This is a genomic window from Mesorhizobium sp. PAMC28654, from assembly GCF_020616515.1.
Classification (GTDB): Bacteria; Pseudomonadota; Alphaproteobacteria; order Rhizobiales; family Rhizobiaceae; genus Mesorhizobium.
The window spans coordinates 4,894,546-4,920,000 of record NZ_CP085135.1; the positions used below are offsets into that span (position 1 = coordinate 4,894,546).

The following is a 25,455-nucleotide window of genomic DNA, read 5'->3' on the forward strand; positions in this document are numbered from 1 at the left end:
CTTGCGTTTTTTGCCGCCCGAGGTCTCCATGTCCACATCGATTTCGCCGCTCGCGCCGAAGAAATATCCCAAAATGCCGGCCATGGAGGGCGTGCGCATCGCCACCGCCGAAGCCGGGATAAAGTACAAGAACCGCACCGATCTGCTTGCCATGGTCTTTGATGCCGGGACAGCGGTCGCCGGTGTGTTCACCAAGTCGAAATGCCCGTCGGCCCCGGTCGACTTCTGCCGGCAGAACCTTGGCGGCGGCAAGGCGCGGGTGCTGATCGTCAATTCCGGAAACGCCAACGCCTTCACCGGCAGGAAGGGGCGCGAGTCCACGGCAATGACGGGCGAAGCGGCGGCGAAAGCGGTCGGCTGCGCGGCGGGCGAGGTCTTTCTTGCGTCCACCGGTGTCATCGGCGAGCCGCTCGATACGAGCAAATTCAGCCATCTGCTGGCCGGGTTGGTCAAGGACGGCAAGCCGGACCTGTGGACCGAGGCGGCCAAGGCGATCATGACCACCGACACCTATCCGAAGGTGGCGACCGCCACGGTCAAGCTCGGCGACACGGAGGTCACCATCAACGGTATCGCCAAGGGCGCCGGCATGATCGCGCCCGACATGGCGACGATGCTTTCCTTCATCGCCACGGACGCGCCGATCGCGGCCTCCGTGTTGCAGGACCTGTTGTCGCGTGGCACGGCCAAGACCTTCAATGCGGTGACGGTCGACAGTGATACCTCGACCAGCGACACGCTGCTGATCTTTGCCACGGGCGCGGCCGCCAAGCGTGGCGCGCCTTCCATCAGCGACCCGAAGGATGCACGCCTCGGCGCGTTCCGCCGCGCGCTCGGCAAGGTGCTGAAATCGCTGGCGCTGCAGGTGGTGCGCGACGGCGAGGGTGCCCGCAAGCAGGTCGAAGTCACCGTCACCGGCGCGAAGTCGGCCAAGTCGGCCAAGCGCATCGCACTGTCGATCGCCAATTCGCCACTGGTCAAGACGGCGGTGGCTGGCGAGGACGCCAATTGGGGGCGCGTGGTCATGGCCGTCGGCAAGGCCGGCGAACCGGCTGACCGCGACCGGCTGTCGATCTGGTTCGGCGACAACCGGCTGGCGCATGAGGGCGAGCGCGATCCGACCTATTCCGAGGAAGCGACATCGACCTATATGAAGCGCGATGATATCCGCATCCGCGCCGATGTCGGCATCGGCCGCGGCAAGGCGACGGTGTGGACCTGCGACCTCACCAAGGAATATGTCGCCATCAATGGTGACTATCGGAGTTGACGGCATTGGTTTCCAGACATCCGGCAAGCGTGCTCGCCATCGTGCGGCGCTATGAAGCGGCGGGCTTTCGCGCCTGGCCGGCGGCAGCTGTCCACTATGACGGAACCTGGGTGGTGCGGCTGACAGCCGGTCATCCAGCCAAGCGGTTGAATTCGGTCAACCCGCTCGACCCCGGTGATATCCAGCACATTGCCGAGCGCATCGGCCGGGCCAGCCGGCGTTTCGAAGCCTATGGCAGGCCGCTGACCTTCCGCGTCTCGCCGTTGTCGGGTCCTGATCTTTCCAAGCATCTCGACAGGGAGGGCTGGAGCAGCTTCGCCGAATCGCTGGTCATGCGGTTGCCGCTGGCGGACGCTCAGCTTGATGCCGCCATGGACCAGATTCCGCTCAAGGACATCAGCCGCTTCATCGGTGCCGCCATCAAGGTCAGCGGCTCGGATGTCTCGTTGCGGCCCGGCCTGTCGGAGATCATCGGCGCCATCCAGCCGGAAGCCGGGCTGTTCGCCCTGGAGCAAGGTACAGAGCCGCTGGCCACGCTGATCTGCGTGCATGATGGGGATCTCGCCGGATTGTTCGAGATCGCCACCGACAGATCGGTGCGCAACCAGGGCCACGGTCGCCACCTGATCCTGTCGGCATTGAAATGGGCGCGGCTGCGTGGTGCGCGGGAAGCCTGGCTGCAGGTCGAGGCCGATAATGCGCCCGCGCTGGCGCTCTATCGGTCGCTCGGCTTCAATGAAGTCTATCGCTATCACTATCGCCGGCCGCCTGTTCTTGAGTGAGATTGGGCATGAGTGATATGAAGATCGCGGGCAAGCGCCTGCTTCTTGTCGCTGCCTGCGCGCTTGTCGATACCGACGGGCGTGTCCTTCTTGCCCAGCGGCCTGAAGGCAAGCAACTGGCTGGCCTGTGGGAATTCCCCGGCGGCAAGGTCGAGCCCGGCGAGACGCCGGAACAGTGCATCATCCGCGAGTTGCAGGAGGAGATCGGCATCGAGACCGAAATCCCGTGTCTGGCGCCGCTCACTTTCGCCAGTCATTCCTACGACGATTTTCATCTGCTGATGCCGCTGTTCGTCTGCCGCCGTTTTCGCGGCATCGCGCAGCCCAGGGAAGGGCAGGCGTTGAAATGGGTGCGGCCCAAGCAGATGCGCGACTATCCCATGCCGCCGGCCGACGCGCCGCTGATCCCGTTCCTCATCGATCTTCTCTGAGATACGCCGATACGCCTGCAGCCGACTAAACCAAATATCCGGCCGCCTTTCGGGTGAGCGTTAATGGAAGATTTATCTAGCCGTGAAAAATTGAAGGACCGCCGACTCGCTGGGAGCGACAGCATGAGCCTTGACAGGGATTGGGACTCGATCCGGCCCGACCGCAGTTTTCGTCCCGCCGACGCCGGCATGGGTATATTGCGCATCACGCTGCTGTTTGGCTCGGCGGCGGTGGCGCTGGCGCTGATCGCGACGCCTTTTCTCGACAGCCAGACGCGCTCGACGCGTGACGCCTTTGCCAGCGGCATCGACACGATGACGACCGGTTCGATCGGTCACCGCGACATCTACACGCTGCGCAGGAGCGTGCTGCAGCCGCTGCCCAGTTCCGTTTGCGTGATCCGCGACAACGGCGTCAGCAGCGGCGACTGCTGATATAGCTACCATATTTTTGGGGCATGGGCCCGTTTCATAGCCTGTTAAGATTGTCCTGTTAACCTTTCTTAACGGGTCAGCGCTATGGTCCCCACAAGAGGGGTCGACGATGATGAAAACACTGCTGCGACGATTTGTGAAAGACGAAACGGGTGCGACGGTTGTCGAGTACGGCGTGATCGTCACCGTGTTGTCGCTCGTCATTGTCGGTGGCGTCGGTCAGGCAATGAACGCGCTTCAGTGGCTGTTCAGCGACAATGGCAGCCGGCTCGCAAACGCTTTCGCAGCCCACTGATCGCGCGGTCCGCGGTCAGCGCCCACCAGGGTCTTCCAATATCCCAGGGTCTTCCAATATCCTTGCCAGCGATACGGTTGCCGAGCCTGGCTTCAGCGGCTTCTGTTGCGAGGCATCGGGCGCCCAGCCGGACATCCAGACGATCGAGAAACTGGCCCTGATGCGCCCGTCGGCGTCCGAAAACCGCTCGGCGTAGATTTCGGCGGCACGGGCAAAGAACTTTCGTGCCCCAGGCCGCCTGCTGCGATCGACAAGCGTGCTGGTTTCGCCCATCGCCCGAAGATCAGCCATGAGATCAAACAGCGTTTCATAGCGGACCGTCACCGTCTCGACGTCGGCGACCGGCAACGCAAAACCAGCGCGTTGCAGGAGCGCGCCGGCGTCGCGCACGTCGGTGAATGGCAGGACGCGCGGGCTGGCGCCGCCATAGAGTTCCGTCTCGGCGGCCAGCAGGCTCTCGCGCAATTCGGAAAGCGTGCCGGCGCCGGCAAAGGCGCCGAGGAAGAGGCCATCCGGCTTCAGCGCGCGACGGATCTGGATCAGCATGCCGGGGACGTCGTTCATCGCTTGCAATGACAGAAGCGAGACAGCCAGGTCGAGGCTTTCCGGGGCGAACGGCACGGTCTCCAGCGGCTCGACCAGCCCCGTCGCATCGCCGAGGAATGCCATGCCGCCTTCAACGCGCGTGATATCCGTCACCTTTCCGCTTTCGGCCAGTACGTCGGCCGCGGCTTGCGTCTGGCAAAACAGCGCGGCCGCCTTGCCGAACTTGCGCTCGACCGCGCCAAGCCGGTCCGCGAGGTCTTCCGCCGTGCGTTGCATGAGGAAATCCGCGCCGGTAACCGGATGTGCCAGCGCACGGCGCTTATGCGCCAGCCAAAGCGAGGTATCGAGCATGGGCTGCAATGGGCGGGTCCTTGTTTGTCCGCGCTCCGATATAGTGGTTAAGTGGCGCGAAGTTCCAACCACGTGGCCGATCCGATGCCAGAGATCAAGCATATTGAGATCAGGAGCCTCGCCCGGACGGCACTGGGCTGGCCGGCGCGGATATTGTTTCCACCGGTCTGCGCCGGATGCCGCCGCCACGTCTCGCAGCCTGGCGTGCTGTGCGGTGGCTGCTGGCCGAAACTGCGGCTCTTGGAGCGGCCATGGTGTCCGGTGATGGGAACGCCGTTCACCCATCATATGGGCGAGGGGTTCCTGTCCGCCGAGGCGATCGCCGACCCGCCACCTTTCGAACGGGCGCGGGCCGCGGTTGCCTATTCCGGCGTCGCCCGCCAGATGGTGCAAGGGCTGAAGTACCAGGACCGCACGGATCTCGCGCCATGGATGGCGCGCTGGATGGTGCGCGCCGGCGCCGAATTGATCGCCGACGCGGATGTGGTCGTGCCGGTGCCGCTGCACTGGCGGCGGTTCAGGCGAAAGTTCAACCAGTCGGCGGAGCTGGCAAGGGCGGTGTCGCAACTCAGTGGCGTCGCCTTCGTTCCGTCCGCGATGCGGCGTGTGAAACCAACCCGCCAACAGGTGGGGCTGGAAAGAAAGGACCGCGAGGAGAATGTGCGCGCCGCCTTCCGTGTGCCGAATGAAGCCGAGATCGAGATCGCCGGCCGTCGGGTGCTGCTGATCGACGATGTCTACACAACCGGCGCCACCCTTCGCGCCGCCACCAAGGCATTGAAAAAGGGCGGCGCCGGCGCGGTCGACGTCCTTACCTTCGCACGTGTGCTGCCAGGGGACTTTCGGGCGGATGAGTCCACGACTATATAAGTCGGCAACAGACGTTCATCTGGAAAGACCGCGGAACTTCATCATGGTCGATGTCACGATCTATACGCGCATGATGTGCGGCTATTGCGCCGCCGCCAAGCGGCTGCTCGAGCGCAAGGGGGTTGCTTATACCGAGCACGACGCCTCCTTCTCGCCGGAGCTGCGCCAAGAAATGATTTCGCGTGCTCATGGCCGCGCGACCTTTCCGCAGATATTCATCGGCGACAAGCATGTCGGCGGCTGCGATGATCTCCATGAGCTGGAAGCAGAAGGCCGGCTGGACAAGCTGCTCACCAACGGCTCGACAATTTGAGGATATGAAGATGGGTGCTTTCAAGGCGGCTGCGATCCAGATGCGTTCAGGCGAGAGCTCGGAGCGCAACGCGGTGGATATGGAACGGCTGGTGCGCCAGGCGGCGGGCGAGGGTGCGACCTACATCCAGACGCCGGAAATGACCGGCGCCATGGTGCGCGACAAGCAGGCGCGAGCCACAGCCTTCACCCCAGAGGACAAGGACATCATCGTCTCGACCTCGCGCAGGCTGGCCAGCGAACTCGGCATCTTCCTGCACATTGGGTCGACTGCAATCGTGCGGGCCGACGGCAAGCTTGCCAATCGTGCGCTTCTGTTCGGCCCGGACGGCGCAACACTTGCCACCTACGACAAGATCCACATGTTCGACGTCGATCTCGACAATGGCGAGAGCTGGCGCGAATCGGCTGCCTACGAGCCCGGCGCCGAGGCGGTGGTGACCAACATCAACGGCACGAAGCTCGGCTTTGCCGTCTGCTACGATCTGCGTTTTCCGCAATTGTTCCGGGCCGAGGCGCTGGCCGGCGCGCAAGTGCTTACGGTGCCCGCCGCCTTCACGCGCCAAACCGGCGAGGCGCACTGGCATGTGCTGCTCAGGGCGCGCGCCATCGAGAACGGCGCCTATGTGATCGCCGCCGCGCAGGGCGGTTTGCATGAGGATGGCCGCGAGACCTATGGTCATTCGCTGATCGTCGATCCCTGGGGCCGCATCATCGCGGAAGTCGCCAATGATGCGCCGGGAGTAATCGTGGCCGAGATCGACCCGGCGCAGTCGACCGCCGCGCGCCAGAAAATCCCGAATCTCAAGAACGCCCGGGATTTCACCGTGGATGCCGGGTCTGCGGACGCGCCGTTGCTGCGAGGCGCTGCATCTTGATCCGCTTCTCCCTCATTTGCGAGCACGAGCACGAATTCGAAGGCTGGTTCCGCGGCAATGACGATTTCGATACGCAGAAAAAGCGTGGCTTTGTCGATTGCCCGGCCTGTGGTTCGCACAAGGTTCAGAAGGCGCTGATGGCGCCGGCGGTCTCGACCGCGCGCAAGCAGGAAAAGATCGCGCTGGCCATGGGCGAAGCGCAGAAGCAGGCTTTGGCGCAGTTGAAGGCGATGGCCGAGAAGGTGCGCGAAAACGCTGACTATGTCGGCGACAAGTTCGCCGAGGAGGCACGAAAAATCCATTTCGGCGAGAGCGATGCGCGCGGCATCTATGGCGAGGCGACGCTGGAAGAGGCCAAGGGCCTTGTTGAGGACGGCATCGAGTTCATGCCGATCCCGAGTTTTCCCGACGAGCGAAATTGAGCGCAACAGCGCGCAAGCCAAGTCGACCACGCCTCATCGAGAGGATTTTCGAATGGGCTTGGCTGAAAGCCGCTGACCACCGAACAGTCGACGGCTTGCTGATAGCGGGCGACAATAGCGAGATCGACAAAGTCGCGGAGGCCCTATCGCTTATTCGTCAGCATGATCCGATCCGTTACAGGAGACTTACGCAAGACCTGAAACGGATTTGGGTCACGATCCTTCCGGGTTATCGTGGCTGCTTCATCCGGGCCTCCTGGACGTGCGAACTCGAAGAGCGATTTGTAAGAGACGAGAATACGACGCCCGATCTTGTCGCTTCAGTGATCGTACACGAAGCCACGCATGCACGTCTGGAGCGTGTTGGCATTTCCTATGAGGAAAGTGCGCGTGCGCGCATTGAACAGGTCTGTATCAGGCAACAACTTGTTTTCGCAGCGAGGCTGCCGCAAGCAGGCGAACTGCAACTGGAGGCCTCGGCGTTGCTGGAAAACTTGCCGAGCATGAGCAATGAGGCAATGGCAGAACGCTTTTCAGCGGGATGGGCCAATGCTGCTCGCCACTACAAGTTTCCTGAGTGGTTGATAAGGATAGCCGTGACGCGCTTGGAGCGACGGCAGATTGCAGTTGCAAAGGATAGTAGCTGATTTTCTTCGATGATCTGGCGACCAGAGCCAGCCAAGACTACTGCTGGACAAATCCGGCCGATCGATCGGCGTGCTACGAGCCGGTGTCTTCGCTGGGCGTAGATTTCATACTGCCAATCAGTTTTTCAAGCAGGTGAGAGAGCGTCTCCCGCTCGGCCTGGGTGAGGCCCGCGAGGATTTTATGCTCGTTGGCAACGTGCGCCGTGACGGCCTCGTCGATCAGCGCGAGACCCTGTTCGGTCAGTTGCACGACGATGCCGCGCCGGTCATTGGGGTGCGGGCCGCGCAGGGTCAAACCGGCCTTCTCCAGCCGGTCGAGCCGATTGGTCATGGCGCCCGAAGTCACCATCGTCGCTTCATAGAGATCTGTCGGGGTCAGCGCGTGTGGCGCTCCCGACCGGCGCAGTGTCGCCAGAACATCGAATTCCCCTGATTGCAGGCCGAATCTGGCGAACAGCGGCGCGAGCCGGTCTCGCGCAATGAGCGAGGCGGCCTCGTTCAGGCGCCCAAGCACAGCCATGGGGGAAACATCCAGGTCCGGGCGCTCCCTGTTCCATTGTTCGACCGCTTTTGCCGCGCGATCCATCTATCTCACCGTTAAATATCTTGACGTTAAGAATCTTTGCGTTACTTTACTCTAGGACACAACGCGGCCAAGCGCCATATCGATGACTGGACATCCGATGAAATTTCTCTGGGATTCGGCGCTCGGCCTGCTGGTGGTCACCGGCGGCCTGCTTGGCCTGACGCTGCCGTTCGGCAAGCTGGCGACGGCGGCCGGCGTTTCCGCCATGGTCTGGGCTTTCGTCATCTCGGTCGGCGCCGGTGGCGTGCTTCTGGGCGCTCTGCTGTCGCGCGGACAGCGCATCCGGCTCACCCCACGCAAGTTGCGCTATTTCTTCATCACCGCGGCGGTGTCCTACGCCGCTCCCAATCTCTTGATGTTTTCGGCCATTCCGCATCTTGGCGCCGGCTACACCGGCATCATGTTCACCCTGTCGCCGGTGATCACGCTGGTGTTTTCGATCCTGCTTGGTGTCCGGCGGCCCAACATGCTTGGCGTTGTCGGCATCGCCGTAGGCTTCATCGGCGCGGTCATGGTGGCGGTGACACGTGGCGAGGCCGGCCAGCCGGCCGATCTGTTCTGGGTGGCGATGGGCCTGCTCATCCCGGTCAGCCTTGCCGCCGGCAACATCTACCGCACCATCGACTGGCCTGAAGGCACCGGCCCGATCGAACTGGCCGTCGGCAGCCACCTGGCGTCGGCGGCGATGCTCCTCATCGGCATCCTCACCTTGCAGGGCGGCGGCTCGCTTGGCGCGCTGGGCGCGGTGCCGCTGGTTGTCGTCGCGCAGGTGACGTCGGCCTCGGCGATGTTCGCCTTCTTCTTCCGGCTGCAAGCGGTCGGCGGGCCCGTCTATCTCAGCCAGATCGGCTATGTGGCGGCCGCGGTCGGCCTGTTTTCAGGCACGATATTCCTGGGCGAGCACTATCATCTGCTGACCTGGTCCGGCGCGGTGATCATCACAGCGGGTGTGTTCATCACCACCAAGGCGCAAAACCAGAAGGCCTGATGCTCAGACGGAGCCCTTCTCCGCCAGCACCATGTAGTTGACATCCATGTCCTTCGACCGATGCCAGCGGTCGGCAAGCGGACTGTAGGTGACGCCGGAACGGTCGATGATGGTGAGGCCGGCACCGCCAAGCGCCTTTTCGAGCTCCTCCGGCCGCACCAGCTTGCCGAACTGGTGCGTGCCGCGCGGCAGCCAGCGCAGCACATATTCGGCGCCGATGATGGCCAGTCCCAGCGCCTTCAGCGTGCGGTTGATGGTGGCCACGAACATGATGCCGCCGGGCCGGACCATCTCGCCGCACTTGGCCACGAACAGGTCGATGTCGGCGACATGCTCGACCACTTCCATGTTGAGGATGACGTCGAATTTTTCGCCGGCGTCGGCCAGATCCTCGGCCGTCGTGGCGCGATAATCGACGGTCACTCCGGCTTCGGCGGCGTGCAGCCTTGCCACCTCGATGTTGGTGGCGGATGCGTCGGCGCCGACCACTTCGGCGCCAAGCCGCGCCATCGGCTCGCAAAGCAAGCCACCGCCGCAACCGATATCCAGGATGCGCAGGCCCTCGAACGGCCTGGCCGCGCGTGGATCGCGGCCGAAACGCTCAGCCACCTGGTCGCGGATATAGGAGAGCCGAACCGGGTTGAACTTGTGCAGCGGCCGGAATTTGCCGCTCGGGTTCCACCACTCCGCCGCAAGGGCCGAGAAGCGCTCCACTTCTCCGGCATCGATCGTCGATCGTCGGGGCTCTGGCATCAATGGGTCTCCGGCAGGTCAAACATGTCGGAGCGCGATCAGCAAACCGAATGCCGCTTCGGCTGACCGCGCTCTGGTGCGCTAGGAAGTCGGGCGTAGGGAGATGAAAGTCAAGGCAACAGTTTTCAGCCAGGAGTGCATGCCAACGAAAGCCGTGGTCGCCCCCGCGCATCAAAAAGTCGTTATCCACAGCCCGGCCATGGCGCGGCAATCGGTGTCGGCAAATCGCGGATTGCTGCTGCTCGCCCTCGGTCCTTGCGAATGGTTCCTGTTTTGGCTAAGGAGGCCGCGCATTCTACGGCTGGCGTGAGCCCGACGTATCCTTCCCTTGTTTCGGGATTCCGCTTGTGGGCTGGGGTCCGGCATTCAGTCAAAGGCATTTCGCTTCCATGGCGCGCATCGTGATGAAATTCGGCGGAACCTCCGTCGCCGACATCGCCCGCATCCGCAATGTGGCGCGCCACGTCAAACGCGAGGTCGATGCTGGCCATGAGGTGGCGGTGGTGGTTTCGGCGATGGCCGGCAAGACCAACGAGCTGGTAGGCTGGGCGCGCGAAGCCTCGCCGATGCATGACGCCCGCGAATATGACGCGGTCGTCGCTTCCGGCGAACAGGTCACGGCAGGTCTTCTGGCGATCACCTTGCAGAACATGGGCGTGCATGCCCGTTCCTGGCAGGGCTGGCAGATTCCGATCAAGACAGACAACGCGCATGGCGCGGCCCGTATTCTCGACATTGACGGCGCTTTCCTGATCAAGCGCTTCGGCGAGGGGCAGGTGGCCGTCATCGCCGGCTTCCAGGGCATCGGCCCGGACAATCGCATCGCCACTCTCGGCCGCGGCGGCTCCGATACCAGTGCTGTCGCCATCGCCGCGGCGGTCAAGGCCGATCGCTGTGACATCTACACCGACGTCGACGGGGTCTACACCACTGATCCGCGTATCGAGCCCAAGGCGCGGCGGCTGGCGAAGATATCGTTCGAGGAAATGCTTGAAATGGCCTCGCTCGGCGCCAAGGTTCTGCAGGTGCGTTCGGTCGAGCTTGCCATGGTGCACAGGGTGCGTACCTTCGTGCGGTCGTCCTTCGACGATCCCGATGCGCCCGGAATGGGGGATTTGCTCAATCCTCTGGGAACGCTCATTTGCGACGAGGAAGAGATCGTGGAACAGCAGGTCGTCACCGGAATTGCCTACGCCAAGGACGAAGCGCAGATTTCGCTGCGCCGTGTCGGCGACCGCCCGGGCGTTGCCGCCGGCATCTTCGGGCCGCTGGCCGAGGCCAACATCAATGTCGACATGATCGTCCAGAACATTTCCGAGGACGGCAAGCTGACCGACATGACCTTCACCGTACCGTCCGGCGACGTCGACAAGGCGCTTGCCGTGCTTGAGCGCCTGAAGGCCTCGATCGGCTACGACGTCGTGCAGTCGGAAGCCGGCATGTCGAAGGTTTCGGTTATCGGCATCGGCATGCGCAGCCACGCGGGCGTCGCCGCCACCGCGTTCAAGGCGTTGGCTGACCGGTCGATCAATATTCGTGCCATAACAACTTCCGAGATCAAGATTTCGATCCTGATTGACGGTCCTTACACCGAACTTGCGGTTCGCACTTTGCATTCCGTCTACGGTCTGGATAAGCAGTAGCAGGACTAGAGTCAGTTGTTGCGTTTGTGCCGGTGCGCAGGGAAGCTGCACTGGCCCGAAAGCCATTGGAGAAGAAGCCGCGATGCGTGATACGGCCAGTGGCCCGCGCGTTTTGCTGAAACGGCTCCGCGAGCTCATGCAAGAGCCGCTGGAGCCGCAGGAGCGGCTTGACCGGATCGTGCGCGACATCGCCTCCAACATGGTCGCCGAAGTCTGCTCGCTCTACGTGTTGCGCGCCGATTCGGTGCTCGAACTCTATGCCACCGAAGGCTTGAACCCGAACGCCGTCCATCTGGCGCAACTCAGGCTGGGGCAAGGCCTTGTCGGCACCATTGCCGCAAGTGCGCGGCCGCTGAACCTTTCCAACGCGCAGGAACATCCGGCCTTCGCCTACCTGCCGGAGACCGGGGAAGAGATCTACAATTCCTTCCTTGGCGTGCCGGTGCTGAGGGCAGGGCGCACGCTGGGCGTGCTCGTCGTCCAGAACAAGACGATGCGCCATTACCGCGACGACGAGGTCGAGGCGCTGGAAACCACGGCGATGGTCATCGCCGAGATGATCGCCACCGGCGACCTGGCGCGGCTGACACGGCCCGGTCTCGAACTCGACCTGCGCCGCCCCGTGAGCTTCACCGGCCTGTCCTTCAACGATGGCGTCGGACTTGGCCATGTCGTGCTGCACGAGCCGCGCATCGTCGTCACGAACCTGTTCAACGAGGACAGCGAGGAGGAAGTCCGCCGGCTTGAGACTTCGCTCGGCTCGCTCAGGCTCTCCATCGACGACATGCTGGAGCGCCGCGACGTTGCCTTCGAGGGCGAGCATCGCCAGGTGCTCGAAGCCTATCGCATGTTCGCCAATGATCGCGGCTGGGTGCGCCGGCTGGAAGAGGCGATCCGCAACGGCCTGACGGCCGAGGCGGCCGTGGAGAAAGTGCAGAGCGACATGCGCGCGCGCATGCTGCACATGACCGACCCCTATCTGCGCGAGCGGATGAGCGATTTCGACGATCTCGCCAACCGGCTGCTGCGCCAGTTGATGGGGCGCGGACCGGAGGATGTCGCGGCCTCGCTGCCGAAGGACGCCATTCTCGTTGCCCGCTCAATGGGCGCCGCCGAACTGCTCGACTACCCCAGAGACAAGCTGCGTGGCGTGGTGCTGGAGGATGGTGCCGCGACCAGCCACGTCGTCATCGTGGCGCGCGCCATGGGCATTCCGGTCGCAGGCCAGATGAAGGGCGCCGTTTCCATGGCGGAAAACGGCGATGCCATCATCGTCGACGGCGAAGAAGGCACGATCCATCTGCGCCCGCAGCCGGACCTGGAAGCCGCGTATGCCGAAAAGGTCCGCTTCCGTGCGCGGCGGCAGGAAGTCTATCGCGAACTGCGCAAGAAGCCGTCGGTGACCAAGGACGGTGTTCAGGTCGACCTGTTGATGAATGCGGGTCTGGCCGTCGACCTGCCACAACTGGCCGAGGCGGGTGCCGCTGGCATCGGCCTGTTTCGTACCGAACTGCAGTTCATGGTGGCATCGACATTTCCCCGCGCCGAAGCCCAGGAAAAGCTCTATCGCGATGTACTCGACGCGGCGCGCGGCAAGCCAGTCACCTTCCGCACCATCGATATTGGCGGCGACAAGGTGCTGCCTTACTTCAAGGGTTCCATCCAGGAAGAGAACCCAGCGCTCGGCTGGCGGGCGATCCGCCTGACGCTCGACCGCCCGGGTCTGCTCAGGACCCAGATTCGCGCCTTGCTCAAGGCCTGCGGCGGGCGTGAACTCAAGCTGATGCTGCCGATGGTGACCGAGCTTGGCGAGATCGCCCAGGCGCGCGAAATCATCGACCGCGAGGTACGGCATCTGTCGCGCTTCGCCCATCATCTGCCAACCAGCCTCAAGCTTGGGGCGATGCTGGAAGTGCCGTCGCTGTTGTTTCAGCTCGACGAGTTGATGAAGGCGGTCGATTTCGTCTCGGTCGGCTCGAACGATCTATTCCAGTTCGTCATGGCCGTGGATCGCGGCAACACGCAATTGTCCGACCGGTTCGACACGCTGTCGACGCCTTTCCTGCGCGTGCTCAAGCAGATCGCCGATGCCGGCGTCCGGAATCACACGCCGGTGACGCTGTGCGGCGAGCTCGCCGGCAAGCCGATCTCGGCGATGGCGCTGATCGGCCTCGGCTACCGTTCGATCTCGATGTCGCCGGCCTCGATCGGGCCGGTCAAGGCAATGCTGACCGAACTGCCGCTGGATGAATTGAAGGCGTTCTTCGACGACAACCTCATGGCGCCGGCTCAGGGGTTGCCGATGCGGGCGCTGCTGCATGCCTTTGCCGACGACCGCTCCATTCCACTGTAGCATTTCATCATGATCAACCTGCCCCGCGACCGCATGGATCAAGTCGTCAAGCGTTTCGAGATGCTCGAAGCGCAGATGTCGGCCGGGCCAGCCGCCGACGCCTATGTGAAAATGGCGTCGGAATATGCAGAGATACAGGACATGGTTGCCAAGGTCCGGTCGCTGCGATCGGCCGAACATGAGCAGGCTGATCTGGAGGCCATGCTTGCCGACAAGGGCACGGACGCCGAGATGCGGGCGCTCGCGGAGGCGGACCTGCCCGAGGTCGAGGACCGCATCGAGCAATTGCAGAAGGACATCCAGATCCTGCTGTTGCCCAAGGATGCCGCCGACGACAAGAACGCGATACTCGAAATCCGTGCAGGTACCGGCGGCGATGAGGCGGCATTGTTCGCCGGCGATCTGTTTCGGATGTATGAGCGCTACGCCGCCGAGCGCGGCTGGCGTTTCGAGATGGTGTCGGCCAGCGACGGCGATGCCGGCGGCTTCAAGGAAATCATCGCCACCATCTCCGGCAGGGGCGTCTTTGCCCATCTGAAATTCGAATCCGGCGTTCATCGCGTGCAGCGCGTGCCGGCGACCGAAGCCAGCGGGCGCATCCATACCTCGGCGGCGACGGTTGCAGTGCTGCCGGAGGCGGAAGAAGTCGATATCGACATCAGGGCCGAGGACATCCGCATCGACACGATGCGCGCTTCCGGTTCCGGCGGCCAGCACGTCAACACCACGGATTCGGCTGTCCGCATCACCCATCTGCCAACCGGCATCATGGTGGTGCAGGCGGAGAAGTCGCAGCACCAGAACCGGGCGAAAGCCATGCAGATCCTGCGGGCGCGGCTATACGACCTCGAGCGCGGCAAGGCGGACGAGGAGCGCTCCGAATCACGCAAGTCGCAGGTAGGTTCGGGCGATCGTTCGGAGCGCATCCGCACCTATAATTTCCCGCAGGGACGGGTCACCGACCATCGCATCAACCTGACGCTTTACAAGCTCGACCGGGTGATGATGGGCGAACTCGACGAAATCATCGACGCGCTGCTTGCCGATCACCAGTCGAAGCTGCTCGCAGACATCGGCATCGATGGCTGACCATCTGCAGGAAGCGCTGGGGCCGTTGCTGCGAGCGGCGCGGGCGCGCCTGGAGGCCGTGGTAGACAGTCCGGATCTCGATGCCAGGCTGATCGTCGAGCATTTCTCCGGCACGACCCGCACCCAGGCCATTGCCGATCCCATGCGGACCGTGGATGCCAGGGCGATTGCCGAAATTGACGCGGCCCTGAAGCGGCGGATCTCCGGGGAGTCGGTGCATCGCATTCTCGGCTATCGCGAATTTTACGGTCTGCGGCTGTCGCTGTCGCCGGAGACGCTGGAGCCACGACCGGATACCGAAACGCTGGTCGACGCGGTGCTGCCCTTTGCCAAGGCAACGGCATCGCGGGAAGGCGCATGCCGTATCCTCGACCTGGGAACCGGCTCGGGCGCCATTGCACTGGCGCTGCTGTCGGCCGTTCCCGAGGTCATCGCGACCGGCGTCGATGTTTCAGATGGGGCGCTGGCGACAGCAAGCCGCAATGCGGAGCAATTGGGTTTCGCCAGCCGGTTCAAGGTGCTCAAATCCGACTGGTTCGCAAAAGTTTCCGGCCGGTACCATGTAATTGCCGCAAACCCTCCCTATATACCGTCGGAAGATATCGAAAATCTGCAGGACGAGGTCCGCGATTTCGATCCCCGCCTGGCCCTTGATGGCGGCGTGGATGGTCTTGGTCCCTACCGGATCATAGCAGCGGAGGCTGCGGGTTTTCTGGAAGCTGAAGGCAGGGTAGCGGTCGAGTTCGGCCATACGCAACGCAACGAGGTTACGGAAGTATTCTCCGCCGCCGGCTACAAGTTGGCGGGGGCGTTTCGCGACCTCGGCGGAAATGACAGGGTTCTGGTCTTTGAACTGTGAAAGCCCTGATGCAGTGCAAAAAAAAGCGCTTGGCAATGCCGGGGAATGCGGCTAGGGTCGCCTTAACCGGATGAGACGAAGCAGGCAGTGCTCTTAGCGATTCGGTTTTCCTTAGAAATAGCTGCCTTCTTGCGCAAACGACGCCCAAGCTTCGAGCGGGAATCGTCCGGAAAGTGATGTAACCGGAACAGGATGACACGTGGCGCCAACGCAATCGATGCGGGCGAACGCCGGTGAAGAAACGAAACGGTTGGCTGCATGAGCGCCTCCGTCCGTGTAGAGTCTTTCGAAAATTTCAAGATGAAGAGAGTTTGATGAGGCCCCAACAGCAGAACAGGCGCATGCGCGGTCGCAACAACAATGGCGGCGGCGGTGGCAATAACAATAATAGCAACAACAATAACAACAATCGCAAAGGGCCTAATCCCCTGACGCGCAATTACGAGAGCAACGGCCCGGACGTGAAGATCCGCGGATCGGCTCAGCAGATCGCCGAAAAATATGCCACCCTTGCCCGTGATGCGCATAGCTCCGGCGACCGGGTCATGGCGGAAAACTACCTCCAGCACGCCGAACACTACAATCGCATCATCGCGGCGGCACAAGCGCAGATGCCGATCCAGAACGTCCAGCAGAATCGCGACGAGTTCGACGATGACGGCGATGAGGATCGTGATGAGTTCGACAATGGTGGCAACAACAACAATGTCACCGACACCTCCTCTCCCGTGGTCAATCATGGCGCCGGTCCCCAGCCGGTGATCGAGGGAACGCCGGCTGAGTTGGCATTGAATCCGGAAAACGGCCGGGATGGTCGCGGCAATGGCGGGCGTGACAACAATGGCGGGCGCCATCGTGATCGCCGCCCCAATGGCGGCTATGGCCAGAATGGTCAGCGCGAGCAAGGCGATCAGCGCGGCGAACAGAACCGGCGCAATGATGCGCCTGTGCAGGCGGAGGCCGCGCCAGTCGCGGAACCTGTTTCCGCGCCGGAGCCCGCACCGCAGTTCGATAATTTTTCACCGGCAGCTCTGGCCGCCCAGGCTGAACTCAACGAGGCAGCCGCCGAGGGCAGCGCCGCGCGCCGCCCCAGGCGCCCGCGCCGTCCGCGCGTCAGCGCCGACCAAGCGAGCGGCGGTGACGACAACGCAGCCAGCGGCGAGGTGAGTGCTGCTCCGGCTGAAGGCGTTGACGCGGAACCAGCCGTCGTCGTCGCCGAGAGCTGATCGGCCAATTTCGGGACTATCGAACGGCGGAGAGAAATCTCCGCCGTTTTTGTTTGCGCCGGCATGGAATATCGTGCGCCGGGAGTCTTGAGGGACTGCATTTTGCGCACCATATCAGCCCTAACTGGATTCGGCTCGAATGAGCGGGTCCGTCACCACAATCTGATCCGGTGCCGCAAAGCGGGCCGGTGATGGAAGGAGACAGATATGAACCTTGAGAAATACTCAGAGCGCGTACGCGGTTTCATCCAGTCCGCGCAGACCATGGCGCTCTCGCGCAATCACCAGCAGTTCACTCCCGAACACATTCTGAAAGTGCTCGTCGACGACGACGAGGGCTTGGCCGCGTCGCTGATCGAGCGCGCCGGTGGCAGCGTCCGCGACGTCAAGCTTGGCGTCGAGACAGCCCTTGAGGCGATGCCCAAGGTCGAGGGCGGCAATGGCCAGCTCTATCTGGCGCAGCCGCTGGCCAAGGTGTTTTCCACCGCCGAGGAATTGGCCAAGAAGGCTGGCGACAGCTTTGTCACGGTCGAGCGGCTGTTGACCGCGCTCGCCGTGGAAAAGTCCGCCAAGACCGCCGATATCATGGCCAAGGCCGGCGTCACCGCACAGGCACTGAACCAGGTCATCAACGATGTCCGCAAGGGTCGCACCGCCGACTCGGCGACTGCCGAACAGGGCTATGACGCGCTGAAGAAATACGCGCGTGACCTGACCGCGGATGCCCGCGCCGGCAAGCTCGATCCGGTCATCGGCCGTGACGACGAGATCCGCCGCACCATCCAGGTGCTGTCGCGCCGCACCAAGAACAATCCGGTGCTGATCGGCGAACCCGGCGTCGGCAAGACGGCGATCGCCGAAGGCCTGGCGCTGCGCATCGTCAATGGCGACGTGCCGGAATCGCTGAAGGACAAGCAACTGATGGCGCTTGATCTCGGCGCGTTGATCGCCGGCGCCAAATATCGCGGCGAGTTCGAGGAGCGGCTGAAGGCCGTGCTTTCGGAAGTCACTTCGGCCGACGGCAACATCATCCTGTTCATCGATGAGATGCACACGCTGGTCGGCGCCGGCAAGGCGGATGGCGCCATGGATGCGTCCAACCTCCTGAAGCCGGCTTTGGCGCGCGGTGAATTGCACTGCGTCGGCGCGACCACGCTCGATGAATACAGGAAGCACGTCGAGAAGGATGCGGCCCTTGCCCGCCGCTTTCAGCCCGTGTTCGTCGATGAGCCGACGGTGGAAGACACGGTTTCGATCCTGCGTGGCCTGAAGGAAAAATACGAGCAGCACCACAAGGTGCGCATCTCGGATTCGGCTTTGGTCGCCGCGGCGACGTTGTCCAACCGCTACATCGCCGACCGCTTCCTGCCGGACAAGGCGATCGACCTCGTCGACGAAGCCGCATCGCGGCTGCGCATGCAGGTCGATTCCAAGCCTGAGGCGCTGGACGAGATCGACCGCCGCATCATGCAGCTCAAGATCGAGCGCGAAGCGCTGAAGGTCGAGACCGACGATGCGTCCAAGGACCGGCTTGCCCGGCTTGAGAAGGAGCTTGTCGGCCTCGAGGAGGAATCAACCGAGATCACGACCAAGTGGCAGGCCGAGAAGCAGAAGCTCGGGCTTGCAGCCGACCTCAAGAAGCAGCTCGAGGAAGCGCGCAACGATCTCGCCATTGCCCAGCGCAAGGGTGAATTCCAGCGTGCCGGCGAGCTTGCCTACGGCAAGATCCCGGAACTGGAAAAGAAGCTGAAGGATGCCGAGGCCCAGGACGGCAAGGTCGGCATGGTCGAGGAGGTGGTCACTCCCGACCACGTCGCCCATATCGTCTCGCGCTGGACCGGCATTCCGGTCGACAAGATGCTGCAGGGCGAGCGCGACAAGCTGCTGCGCATGGAAGATGAGATCGGCAAGCGCGTCGTCGGCCAGGGCGAGGCGGTGCAAGCCGTCGAAGGCCGTGCGTCGTGCGCGCGCGGGGCTGCAGGACCCGAACCGGCCTATCGGCTCGTTCATGTTCTTGGGACCGACCGGCGTCGGCAAGACCGAACTGACCAAGGCGCTGGCCAATTTCCTGTTCGACGACGAGAGCGCGATGGTGCGCATCGACATGTCGGAATTCATGGAGAAGCACTCCGTCTCCCGGCTGATCGGCGCGCCTCCCGGCTATGTCGGCTATGAGGAAGGCGGCGCGTTGACCGAAGCCGTGCGGCGCCGGCCCTATCAGGTCGTGCTGTTCGACGAGATCGAGAAGGCGCATCCGGACGTGTTCAACGTGCTGCTGCAGGTGCTCGATGACGGCCGCCTGACCGATGGTCAGGGCCGCACGGTCGACTTCCGCAACACGCTGATCATCATGACCTCGAACCTAGGCGCCGAATATCTCGTCAATCTCGGCGAGGACCAGGATGTCGATGTCGTACGCGACGAGGTGATGAACGTCGTCAAGGCGTCGTTCCGGCCGGAGTTCCTCAACCGTGTCGACGAGGTGATCCTGTTCCACCGGCTGCGCCGGCAGGATATGGGCCGCATCGTCGAGATCCAGCTCAAGCGGCTGGAAAGCCTGCTGACCGATCGCAAGATCACGCTGTCGCTGGACAAGGAGGCGGTCGAGTGGCTGGCGGCCAAGGGCTACGATCCGGCCTATGGCGCGCGGCCGCTGAAGCGGGTGATGCAGAAGGAACTGCAGGACCCGCTGGCGGAAAAGATCCTGCTCGGCGACATCCTCGACGGCTCGACCGTCAAGGTGACCGCCGGTTCCGACAGGTTGAACTTCCGCTCGAAGTCGACGGTTGTCGCGACCGAAGCGGCGGCCTGATCAATGCATGTCGCCCAAAAGTGACCCCGGTTTTTGGGGTGACGACATGCATAAAAACAAAGATCTGAAGCGCGTCGCGCTTTAGAATGCCGCGCGTCCGGTCTGGACTCGCGGCATTTTCATGTAAGAAGCGGGGCGCGGATGACGCTGGACGACTACAACAGCTTTTGTGCCTCGCTGCCGTCGACAAACCACGTTGTCCAATGGGGCGGCGCCCATGTCTGGAAGGTCGGTGCCAAGGTCTTCGCGATCGGCGGCTGGGACGATGGCGAGCGGCTCTTCGTCACCTTCAAATGCTCCGACATCGCCTTCGATGTGCTGAAGGAACAACCGGGCCTGCGGCCAGCACCTTATCTTGCCTCGCGCGGCATGAAATGGACTTGCCCCGAAAAAGTGGAGAGTTTCCTTCTGATGAAAGGCGACCTCGATGACGAAACAGAGACAGTTTACGGATGCGTTCAAGGCGGAGGCGGTTGGCCTTGTGCGAACGAGCGGTCGGACGAAGCGGCAGATCGCGGAGGATCTTGGTGTTGGTTTCTCGACGCTGACGCGATGGATGGGTCGGCAGCTGGATCGTGAGATGGGCGATCCTGGGCGTCCGCCTGATGCTGATGTCGCCGCTGAATTGAAACGGCTGCGGCGGGAGAATGAAATCCTTCGGCAGGAGCGGGATATCTTGAAACGGGCGACGGCTTTTTTCGTCAAGGAGGGAAGTCGGTGAGGTTCGCGCTCATCGACCAGGCGAAGAAGGATTTCCCTGTGGACCGTTTGTGCGCGACGCTGGGTGTCAGCCCGAGCGGCTACTTTGCCTGGGGGCGCCGGCCGGCGTGCCGCCGGCAGCGCGACGACATGATAATGCTGGCGCATGTGCGATCGTCGTTCGCGCTGTCGAACGGAACCTATGGTAGCCCGCGCATGACGCGGGAACTGCAAGACAATGGCTTTGCCATTGGCCGGCGACGAACGGCGCGTCTGATGCGGGAGAATGGCCTCCAGGCAAGACAGAAGCGGCGGTTCAAGCGCACGACGGACAGCGAACACGCCTTTCCGGTTGCCCCCAATGTCATCGACCAGGATTTTGCCGCCACTGGTCCCAACCAGAAATGGGGTGCCGACATCTCCTACATCTGGACGCGGAGGGCTGGTTGTACCTTGCTGTCGTCATCGATCTGTTTGCCCGCAAGGTCGTTGGCTGGGCTGCTGGCAACCGGCTACACCGCAGCCTGGCTCTGGCAGCGCTCAACAAGGCGTTCGTCATGCGGCAGCCGGAACCCGGCCTCATTCACCACTCCGACCGCGGCAGCCAATATTGTTCTATCGACTACCAAGCCGAATTGCGTGCCGCCGGCGTCATCATCTCAATGTCAGGCAAGGGCAATTGCTTTGATAACGCCATGGTCGAAACATTCTTCAAGACGCTGAAAACTGAACTGATCTGGCGCACCTCTTTCCTTACCCGCGCCGATGCCCAAGCCGCCATTGCCCGATATATCGACGGCTTCTACAATCCCATCCGGCGGCATTCCGCGCTCGACTACATCAGCCCGATGCAGTTCGAGCGAAACGCCGCCGAATGAGCAACCCGCTCTCCACTTTACCGAAGCAAGTCCAAAATGGGTCCAGCGCCAGACAAGCCAGAGCATGGATGATGACGCGTTGAAAGACTATCTGCGTGAGAGCCATCGCCTGGTCGCGCTGAAGCTGACCAAACAGGCGCGCGGGGAACTTGGCCTCGCCGGGCGCTAATATACCAGAAATCCGCCATCTTCATGCCCGGTTCATGTTGGAACCATAAGGTGGTTACTGATTTTCTGGCGAAGGGGTTCGCCTGGAAAACGCCGGGCGGCGGCAGTTACGGACCGGAGAGTTTGGCCACCATGTTTCGCACGATCTTCACCCTTTCGGCTCTCGCCGTCGGGCTCATATCTTCCGGTGCGTTCGCTACGCCGATGTCGGATAGCGCTCCGCGCATCGCCCGTGCCGCCGATGCGGGCGGTATTCAGGTCGCGCAGAACGGCAACCTCGACGTCTACTATGATGCCAGGGGAAACCGCGTCATTGTCGATGCGGATACCGGCAAGGTGATCGCCATCCAGCCGCCGCAGACGCGATACGATCGCCGCGCGTTCCGTCGCGACGAGGGAGACCGCAACCTTGGCCCGGTGACTGATGACGATGGCTACACTCTCGACAATCCCGACGACACGCCGCGCTGGCGCCGTCAGCGGATGAACGAGCAGGGCCGCACCATCGCACCACCAGCCGATCAAGACGATCCCTATGGTGACAATTCGGCGAACGCCTATCCGCCGGCGCCGCAGGATGATGGCGGCAACCGCAACGCCTATCCGGCAGCGCCGCAGCCTGCAAAGCCGGGCATCGCCAAGCCGGACACGATCAAACGTCAGCCGCTCAACGAGGCGTCGATCGAGCCGGTTCAGCCGGCGGTACCGAGTACCGACCAGACAGCTCTGCCCCCCAAGGTGGATGGCAAGACCGCTGTTGATCCCTCGCTTTCGCTTGGCGCGCGCCAGGACGTCGCGGGTCTGCAGGTGCTGCTCGATCGCGGCGGTGCTTCGCCCGGCGTCATCGACGGACGGTTCGGCTCGAATGTCGACAAGGCGCTCGCCGCCTACAACGAAATCAACGGCACCAACCTGAAGTCAACCGACGCGGTCGGCATCCAGGCCGCGCTGGCGCAGTCCGGCGGCGATGCCTTTGCATCCTACACGATCACGCCCGAGGATGTGGCCGGTCCCTATGTGGCGTCGATACCGGAAGACTACAGCCAGAAGGCGCAGCTCAACTGCATGTGCTACACCTCTGTCACCGAGGCGCTGGCGGAGCGCTTCCACATGGACGAGAACTATCTCAAATCGATCAACAAGGGCCTCGACTTCAACAGCCCCGGCACGATCATCAAGGTCGCCAATTTCGGCAAGCTGGTGTCGACGCCGGTCGCGCGCATCGTCGCCGACAAGACCAAGAAAGAAGTGTACGCCTACGATGCGGGCGGCAAGCTGGTCGCAGCCTATCCCGCGACCATCGGCTCGGCCGACACGCCGTCGCCCACCGGCATCCACGCCGTGTCGCGCATTGCGCTCGACCCGAACTATACCTACAACCCCAACATCAACTTCAAGCAGGGCCAGAACGACAAGATTCTCACCATTCCGCCAGGCCCCAACGGACCTGTCGGGTCGGTCTGGATCGCGCTCGACAAGCCGACCTACGGCATCCACGGAACGCCCGAGCCGTCGAAGATCGGCAAGACCGAAAGCCATGGCTGCGTGCGGCTGACCAACTGGGACGCGCGCGAACTCGCCAAGCTGGTATCGCCAGGCGTTACCGTGGAATTCGTTGGCGGACCTTCAGCCGATGACGTTGCGCAGCAATGAGCCGCGCAGCGCAGCGGCATAGATCAACTGCACGACCAGAATGAAGCCGACGCTGAGCAGGGGGCTGACCAGGCAGAGTGCCGCGCCGACCGCCCACAGGATCTGGGCCTTGATGATGCGCAGATAGACCGTGCGTGTCGTTTCCGCGTCGACGCCGTCATCCAGGAGACCGTTTCGCTCCGCGTACCACCAACTGGCGAACAGGGTTACGCCGAGCATCAAGAGATTGAGCCAGTAGACGAGCACGGCGGTCCTGTAGTCGAGGAAGTCGGCCAGCAGGTCGGTGGAGAATGGCAGCAGGGCGATGAACCCCAGAAAACAGAGGTTGAGCGTCGCCAGCCGCCGGTCGGACCTTGCGATCAAGCCATGCTGGGCCTGCTGGCCGAACCAGAAGATGGTCAGTGTCAAGAAGCTGAGCGCGTAGGTCAGGAAGCGCGGCGCCAGCGCCGCGATCGCGGCAAGCAGATCGTGTTCTGAATGGATTGCCTCGTGCGCCGGCACCCTGATCTCGAGAACGATCAAGGTCAGCGCGATGGCGAACACCCCGTCGGTGATGCCGACGATACGGCCGCGCCCCTCCGCCGATGCTTCGAGTGGACGCTTCATCGATGTCTCCCGGCTCGCGATTGTCCAAAAGCTTAGCATGACTACCGCCGTTTGCATCCGGATAGGGCGCGACGAGGTGGCTGGTTTCAATGACAGCAAGCCACTGGCGGGTTGTTGGCGGCGGATCGGCGGTCTAAGCAGGGCTCCATGCATTCACCCGATGAAGTCGCCGCCGTCCCGCTGGCCAGCCCGGTCACGAACGGCACGTTCTGTCCGCAATCGCAGCGGCGATTTGTGCTGATCGCGGCGATCCTGGCGTCCGCGCTCGGCTTCATCGACGGTTCGATCCTGGCCATCGCCATGCCGGCGATCCGCGTCGATCTCGGCGCCAGCCTCGCGGAGGCGCAATGGATTTCCAATGCCTATGCGCTGACGCTTTCGGCGCTGATCCTCGCCGGTGGTGCCGCCGGCGACCGGTTCGGCCTGCGCCGCGCCTTCATCGCGGGCATCGCCTTATTCATAGCGTCCTCGCTTGCCTGCGCGGTGGCACCGAATCCCGGGATACTAATTGTGTTTCGCGCCATCCAGGGCATTGGTGCCGCGATCATGGTGCCAGGCAGCCTCGCCATCATCGCCAAGGCCTACCCGAAGAAAGAGCGCGGCAGGGCGATCGGCATCTGGGCGGCGGCCTCGGCGCTGACAACGGCCCTTGGCCCGGTGCTCGGCGGTCTTGTCCTGTCAGCCTTTGGCGACGGCATCTGGCGGGCGATCTTCGCGATCAACCTGCCGCTCGGCCTTATCTCGATCTATCTTCTTGTCACCAAGATCCCCGCTGACCCGCCGATGCAGAAGCGAAATCTCGATCTCGGCGGCGGCGCACTCGCAACGCTGGCGTTCGGCGCGCTCGCCTATGGACTGACCTCGATGAGCGCCAAGGGCGAGGGGCATTTGTCGGGACCGAGTATTGCCGTCGGCATGGTCCTGCTCATCGCTTTCATCGTCTTCGAGCGTCGGCAGCGTGAACCGATGATCGATCTTTCGCTGTTTCGCATCCGTGCTTTCGCCGGCGCCAATGTCGCGACCTTTTTTCTCTACTTCGCCCTGTCGGCCAATCTGTTCTACCTGCCGATGCTGCTGATTGCCGGCTGGGGGTTGAGCACGGCCGAGGTCGGCTTCATCTTCCTGCCGCTGTCGGCATGCATCGCGCTTCTGTCGGGGCTCGTCGGGCAGCTGTCCGACAGGATCGGGCCGCGTTTCCCCATAGCCTGCGGCAGTCTGGTCGTCGCCATCGCCTTTGCCGGTCTTGCCTTGCTGACCCATGCCGGCATCCGCAATTTCTGGACCGGGGCGTTCCCGCTGATGGCATTGATGGGGTTGGGCATGTCGCTGGTCGTGTCGCCACTGTCGACCGCGATCATGACGGCTGTCGAGGACAAGGACACGGGTGCCGCTTCGGGTATCAACAACGCCGTCTCACGCATCGGCGGCCTGATCGCGGTCGCGGCGATGGGGTCGCTTGCCGCGTGGACCTATGCGGCGTCCTTGAACACCAGCGCCGTGGCCGGCGTTCCAGGCTTTGGCGAACCGGCGCCGGCCGGGCTCGCTCCGGCACTCGATGCGGCAAGGCTTGCGGCGAGCGACGCCGCTTTCTCCGCCGTTGCGTCGGTGACCGCGTTGCTTTGCCTGCTTTCGGCGGTCATTACGTGGATGACTGTTTCCGGCGAAGCCCTGCCGTGGTCGCGCCGCGCGGTGGATCCGCGAGGCTGAAGCGGCTTCAGCCTTCGATCTTGGCGCTCGCGACCTTCAGCGAATCGCTGTCCTGCTGCTTGAGCAAATCGTCGATGCGCTCGCGCTCGCGCTTGAAGGCGACAAGGTCGTCGCCCTTCAGCACCTTGCCGACCGGCAGGCGCACGCGCATCGAATCGACCTTGGTGCCGTTGACGATCAGCTCGTAGTGAAGGTG

At 63.0% G+C, this 25,455-nt stretch carries 25 protein-coding genes and 3 pseudogenes (1 of these 28 only partly in view); 23 read left to right on the forward strand and 5 right to left on the reverse strand.

Features of this window, described 5'->3' with window-relative positions; all coding sequences use genetic code 11:
- The first annotated feature begins 28 nt into the window (after nt 1-28).
- From argJ to LGH82_RS24090, 5 genes are all read left to right on the forward strand, one after another.
- Entirely contained in the window at nt 29-1,270 is a 1,242-nt protein-coding gene (gene argJ / locus LGH82_RS24070) for a bifunctional glutamate N-acetyltransferase/amino-acid acetyltransferase ArgJ (protein ID WP_227345140.1), read from the forward strand.
- A 5-nt stretch (nt 1,271-1,275) separates the two neighbouring features.
- Complete coding sequence (locus LGH82_RS24075; protein WP_227345141.1) at nt 1,276-2,052, forward strand: GNAT family N-acetyltransferase; 777 nt, start codon at nt 1,276-1,278, stop codon at nt 2,050-2,052.
- Between the two features lie 8 nt (nt 2,053-2,060).
- Nucleotides 2,061-2,483: an 8-oxo-dGTP diphosphatase MutT gene (gene mutT, locus LGH82_RS24080; RefSeq protein WP_227345142.1), complete on the forward strand. Its 423-nt coding sequence runs from the start codon at nt 2,061-2,063 to the stop codon at nt 2,481-2,483.
- Between the two features lie 123 nt (nt 2,484-2,606).
- Nucleotides 2,607-2,918, forward strand: a complete 312-nt coding sequence (locus tag LGH82_RS24085; RefSeq protein WP_227345143.1) for a hypothetical protein — start codon at nt 2,607-2,609, stop codon at nt 2,916-2,918.
- Nucleotides 2,919-3,030: 112 nt separating this feature from the next.
- Entirely contained in the window at nt 3,031-3,213 is a 183-nt protein-coding gene (locus tag LGH82_RS24090; protein WP_227349672.1) for a Flp family type IVb pilin, read from the forward strand.
- Between the two features lie 15 nt (nt 3,214-3,228).
- Here LGH82_RS24090 and LGH82_RS24095 read toward each other — a convergent pair whose 3' ends face one another.
- Complete coding sequence (locus LGH82_RS24095) at nt 3,229-4,119, reverse strand: methyltransferase domain-containing protein (RefSeq protein WP_227345144.1); 891 nt, start codon at nt 4,117-4,119, stop codon at nt 3,229-3,231.
- A gap of 63 nt (nt 4,120-4,182) precedes the next feature.
- Here LGH82_RS24095 and LGH82_RS24100 point away from each other — a divergent pair, with 63 nt between their 5' ends.
- From LGH82_RS24100 to LGH82_RS24120, 5 genes are read left to right on the forward strand one after another with little or no spacing between them, the layout of a single operon-like run.
- Nucleotides 4,183-4,980 carry a ComF family protein gene (locus LGH82_RS24100; protein ID WP_227345145.1) on the forward strand — a complete coding sequence of 266 codons (798 nt, stop codon included), beginning with the start codon at nt 4,183-4,185 and terminating at the stop codon, nt 4,978-4,980.
- A 43-nt stretch (nt 4,981-5,023) separates the two neighbouring features.
- Nucleotides 5,024-5,293: a glutaredoxin 3 gene (grxC, locus tag LGH82_RS24105; protein ID WP_227345146.1), complete on the forward strand. Its 270-nt coding sequence runs from the start codon at nt 5,024-5,026 to the stop codon at nt 5,291-5,293.
- Nucleotides 5,294-5,303: 10 nt separating this feature from the next.
- The gene (locus tag LGH82_RS24110; RefSeq protein WP_227345147.1) at nt 5,304-6,170 is read left to right on the forward strand and encodes a carbon-nitrogen hydrolase family protein; all 867 of its coding nucleotides are present in this window, start codon (nt 5,304-5,306) and stop codon (nt 6,168-6,170) included.
- On the forward strand, nt 6,167-6,592 hold the full coding sequence (locus LGH82_RS24115; protein ID WP_227345148.1) for a DUF1178 family protein: 426 nt from the start codon (nt 6,167-6,169) through the stop codon (nt 6,590-6,592). The genes LGH82_RS24110 and LGH82_RS24115 overlap by 4 nt, the downstream gene beginning before the upstream one ends.
- Complete coding sequence (locus tag LGH82_RS24120) at nt 6,589-7,239, forward strand: hypothetical protein (protein WP_227345149.1); 651 nt, start codon at nt 6,589-6,591, stop codon at nt 7,237-7,239. Before LGH82_RS24115 ends, LGH82_RS24120 begins: the two co-directional genes overlap by 4 nt.
- Nucleotides 7,240-7,312: 73 nt before the next feature.
- Here the strand turns inward: LGH82_RS24120 and LGH82_RS24125 are convergent, their stop codons facing one another.
- Nucleotides 7,313-7,825, reverse strand: coding sequence for a MarR family winged helix-turn-helix transcriptional regulator (locus LGH82_RS24125; RefSeq protein ID WP_227345150.1), 513 nt, complete (start codon nt 7,823-7,825; stop codon nt 7,313-7,315).
- A 97-nt stretch (nt 7,826-7,922) separates the two neighbouring features.
- On the opposite strand from LGH82_RS24125, the gene LGH82_RS24130 reads away from it, so the two are divergent.
- Nucleotides 7,923-8,813, forward strand: coding sequence for a DMT family transporter (locus tag LGH82_RS24130; protein ID WP_227345151.1), 891 nt, complete (start codon nt 7,923-7,925; stop codon nt 8,811-8,813).
- Between the two features lie 3 nt (nt 8,814-8,816).
- Here the strand turns inward: LGH82_RS24130 and ubiG are convergent, their stop codons facing one another.
- Nucleotides 8,817-9,566 (reverse strand): bifunctional 2-polyprenyl-6-hydroxyphenol methylase/3-demethylubiquinol 3-O-methyltransferase UbiG, encoded by a 750-nt coding sequence (gene ubiG, locus LGH82_RS24135; RefSeq protein ID WP_227345152.1) that lies wholly within the window; start codon nt 9,564-9,566, stop codon nt 8,817-8,819.
- A gap of 103 nt (nt 9,567-9,669) precedes the next feature.
- On the opposite strand from ubiG, the gene LGH82_RS24140 reads away from it, so the two are divergent.
- From LGH82_RS24140 to LGH82_RS24190, 11 genes and pseudogenes are all read left to right on the forward strand, one after another.
- Nucleotides 9,670-9,876: a hypothetical protein gene (locus LGH82_RS24140; protein WP_227345153.1), complete on the forward strand. Its 207-nt coding sequence runs from the start codon at nt 9,670-9,672 to the stop codon at nt 9,874-9,876.
- 79 nt (nt 9,877-9,955) lie between these two features.
- Nucleotides 9,956-11,209 carry an aspartate kinase gene (locus LGH82_RS24145; RefSeq protein ID WP_227345154.1) on the forward strand — a complete coding sequence of 418 codons (1,254 nt, stop codon included), beginning with the start codon at nt 9,956-9,958 and terminating at the stop codon, nt 11,207-11,209.
- An 82-nt stretch (nt 11,210-11,291) separates the two neighbouring features.
- Nucleotides 11,292-13,562 (forward strand): phosphoenolpyruvate--protein phosphotransferase, encoded by a 2,271-nt coding sequence (ptsP, locus tag LGH82_RS24150; protein ID WP_227345155.1) that lies wholly within the window; start codon nt 11,292-11,294, stop codon nt 13,560-13,562.
- A 9-nt stretch (nt 13,563-13,571) separates the two neighbouring features.
- Entirely contained in the window at nt 13,572-14,651 is a 1,080-nt protein-coding gene (prfA, locus tag LGH82_RS24155) for a peptide chain release factor 1 (protein ID WP_227345156.1), read from the forward strand.
- A complete protein-coding gene (gene prmC / locus LGH82_RS24160) occupies nt 14,644-15,510 on the forward strand; it encodes a peptide chain release factor N(5)-glutamine methyltransferase (RefSeq protein WP_227345157.1) in 867 nt (288 codons plus the stop codon). Before prfA ends, prmC begins: the two co-directional genes overlap by 8 nt.
- A 314-nt stretch (nt 15,511-15,824) precedes the next feature.
- Nucleotides 15,825-16,736, forward strand: coding sequence for a DUF4167 domain-containing protein (locus LGH82_RS24165; RefSeq protein WP_227349673.1), 912 nt, complete (start codon nt 15,825-15,827; stop codon nt 16,734-16,736).
- A gap of 207 nt (nt 16,737-16,943) precedes the next feature.
- Nucleotides 16,944-19,548: pseudogene (gene clpB / locus LGH82_RS24170) on the forward strand (ATP-dependent chaperone ClpB).
- 141 nt (nt 19,549-19,689) lie between these two features.
- Nucleotides 19,690-20,127 carry an MmcQ/YjbR family DNA-binding protein gene (locus tag LGH82_RS24175; RefSeq protein WP_227345158.1) on the forward strand — a complete coding sequence of 146 codons (438 nt, stop codon included), beginning with the start codon at nt 19,690-19,692 and terminating at the stop codon, nt 20,125-20,127.
- Nucleotides 20,030-21,125: pseudogene (locus tag LGH82_RS24180) on the forward strand (IS3 family transposase). The gene LGH82_RS24175 and the pseudogene LGH82_RS24180 overlap by 98 nt, the downstream one beginning before the upstream one ends.
- A gap of 34 nt (nt 21,126-21,159) precedes the next feature.
- Nucleotides 21,160-21,294 (forward strand): annotated as a pseudogene (locus tag LGH82_RS24185) (MmcQ/YjbR family DNA-binding protein); the annotation flags it as partial.
- Nucleotides 21,295-21,425: 131 nt separating this feature from the next.
- On the forward strand, nt 21,426-22,946 hold the full coding sequence (locus LGH82_RS24190; RefSeq protein WP_227349674.1) for a L,D-transpeptidase family protein: 1,521 nt from the start codon (nt 21,426-21,428) through the stop codon (nt 22,944-22,946).
- Here LGH82_RS24190 and LGH82_RS24195 read toward each other — a convergent pair.
- Entirely contained in the window at nt 22,920-23,552 is a 633-nt protein-coding gene (locus LGH82_RS24195) for a TMEM175 family protein (protein WP_227345159.1), read from the reverse strand. The genes LGH82_RS24190 and LGH82_RS24195 overlap by 27 nt on opposite strands.
- 147 nt (nt 23,553-23,699) lie before the next feature.
- Here LGH82_RS24195 and LGH82_RS24200 point away from each other — a divergent pair, with 147 nt between their 5' ends.
- The gene (locus tag LGH82_RS24200) at nt 23,700-25,259 is read left to right on the forward strand and encodes an MFS transporter (RefSeq protein WP_227345160.1); all 1,560 of its coding nucleotides are present in this window, start codon (nt 23,700-23,702) and stop codon (nt 25,257-25,259) included.
- Nucleotides 25,260-25,266: 7 nt separating this feature from the next.
- On the opposite strand, the gene LGH82_RS24205 is transcribed toward LGH82_RS24200, so the two are convergent.
- Nucleotides 25,267-25,455, reverse strand: the end of a protein-coding gene (locus tag LGH82_RS24205) for a M23 family metallopeptidase (RefSeq protein WP_227345161.1). Its footprint extends 1,782 nt past the window's final position; the window shows 189 of its 1,971 coding nt (coding positions 1,783-1,971); its start codon lies off the right edge, out of view — the gene reads right to left on this strand; the stop codon is at nt 25,267-25,269.